2 protein-coding genes are annotated in these 2314 nt (G+C 38.2%); one reads left to right on the top strand and one right to left on the bottom strand.

Going from position 1 to position 2314, the window contains the following annotated elements; translation table 11 throughout:
- Positions 1-1305 (top strand): PIG-L family deacetylase (locus ACY65O_RS07190; RefSeq protein ID WP_462220174.1); only part of this gene is annotated, 1305 nt, incomplete at its 5' end.
- Between the two features lie 9 nt (positions 1306-1314).
- On the opposite strand, the gene ACY65O_RS07185 is transcribed toward ACY65O_RS07190, so the two are convergent.
- Positions 1315-2314, bottom strand: a 1000-nt coding sequence (locus ACY65O_RS07185) for a peptide ligase PGM1-related protein (RefSeq protein WP_462220173.1), incomplete at its 5' end; no start/stop codon positions are given.

The raw sequence follows: 2314 nt of genomic DNA, 5'->3' as shown, positions 1-2314 counted from the left end.
AAAAAAATAATTTTAATGGCATGGGGGCAAACAAAAGCCCCGGTAATACAAAAAGCGGTGGAGCTGGATGATACAGAAGATATTCCTGCATCGCTTTTACAAAATCATGATGATTGCAGCTTTGTAGTGGATGAAGCTGCTGCAAGTGAATTAACCCGGTTTAAAAGCCCGTGGCTTACGGGGGAATGTGAGTGGACACCAAAGATGGTACGCCGTGCCGTTACTAACCTGGCATTAAAAGTAAAAAAGCCGGTATTGAGTTTAACTACCGAAGATTATAATGATAATGGATTGAATGACCTGCTTACAGAAAAAGGAAATGCTTACGATATCAATCTCGATGTATTTTATATGCTGAGAGATTCTATCACCGGCTGGCCGGGGGGTAAACAAAATTCTTCTAATCATAAACATCCTGAACGCAGCGAACCATTTCCGAAAAAAGTTATTCTCTTCTCCCCTCACCCCGATGATGATATTATAAGTATGGGTGGTACGTTTATGCGATTGCATGATCAGGGCCATGATGTACATGTGGCGTATCAAACCAGTGGCAATATTGCTGTTACTGATGAATTTGTTACACGTTTTATTGATTTTGCTGTGGGTTTTGAAAACATGTTTGATATTGATGAAACAAAAAGTAAAAATATTTTAGATACTGCAACGGCATTTTTAAAAACAAAAAAATCTACCGAAAAAGATACTGCAGAAATACGTGCTATTAAGGGTTTAATAAGAAGATGTGAAGCCAAAGCCACCTGTAAATATGTGGGCTTAAAAGATAATCAAATTCATTTTCAAAATTTACCTTTTTACGAAACGGGAACCATAGAAAAAAATCCGATGGGTGAAGCGGATGTTGAAATTACAATGGCGTTGTTAAATGAAATTAAACCACATCAAATTTATTGCGCCGGCGATTTTGCCGATCCGCATGGTACGCATAAAGTTTGTTTTGATGTAGTGATAGAAGCGTTGAAGAGGCTCAAAGCTCAAAGCTCAAAGCTAAATACTGATTGGATCAACAATTGCTGGCTGTGGTTATACAAAGGTGCCTGGCAGGAATGGGATATTACAGAAATTGAAATGGCTATTCCTATGAGCCCCGACCAGGTTGTAAAAAAACGTCATGGTATTTTTATTCATCAATCACAAAAAGACAGTGTGCCTTTTCAGGGCAGCGACAGCCGTGAATTTTGGCAGCGTGCCGAAGAACGCAATGCCAGTACTGCAAAACTATATGCACAACTGGGGTTAACACAGTATGCAGCCATGGAAGCTTTTGTGCGGTGGAAGTTTTAAAATAAATTTTTACTGTAATGCTGTTTCTGCATCCAGCACGTCAATTGTTTTTTTGTATAAGGCTTTAGCTTCTTCCGGCGAGGCGCCAATACAAACCATACCCATTTTTCCAAATTGCGATAAGGCACCTATCATGTGAAACATTACACCTTTTTGTGCAGCACCATCAAAATGTAATCCGTGATACATGGCAATGTTAATCAAATCCTGTGGTGTTAACCCTTTATAAAAATCGCTCTGTACATTATCGGATGCAAAATAATAACGGGGTCGGTCATCGTGTGTTTTAAATATACCATTGGCTTCATCATAATACCCATCAGTTAAAAACTGCAGCATTAAAAAAGGGTGGGTTGTGCCGCCTTTGCGTAAATTTATTTCAACAGCATAATGTGTCCATTCGTCATTTTCTTTCACCGAAATAAAATCAATACTAAATCTTCCCAGTACGCCTTCTTTTTTTAACTGCATCGAAATTATTTTCCCTAAATCACTAATTGTTTTACTGTAACAATCATCTGCAGGAAAATGTGCCCCAACAAAAACCTGTGCATCTTCGCCACTCAGTAATTGATCATGCGTACTAATAATATCTATTTCGCCTGAAGGATTTATCCTGCATTGCACCGATGGAGAAGTTTTTATTGCGCCTTCTACAAATGCTTCCACTATACCTCCCATCTCATTAAATTTATCTAAAAAAAATGCGGCGCTAAGATCTTTTGCAACAGGCACAATTTTTTTATGCAGGTTATGATGTATCCAGTTAAAAATTTCTTTTTTATCAAGCCCTTCCGGATATTTTATTATCGCATTCCCTTCTCCTGAAAAACCATCATTCAATTTTATTACTGCCTTTTTTATTTCGGGATACATATCTTTTAATGCTGCCACAGCATGCACAATATCTTCATAGGTTTTTAAATCTTCCGCCCCCGGCGGCATAGGTACCCCTGCTTTTAAAAAAATTTTTCTGCCCCCACTTTTATTGCCGAGGCTAATTAATAAC

This window comes from Ferruginibacter sp. (assembly GCF_031430955.1).
Classification (GTDB): domain Bacteria; phylum Bacteroidota; class Bacteroidia; order Chitinophagales; family Chitinophagaceae; genus Ferruginibacter.
The sequence above is the reverse complement of the archived record's forward strand: the minus strand, read 5'-3'. Positions and strand labels throughout refer to the sequence as shown.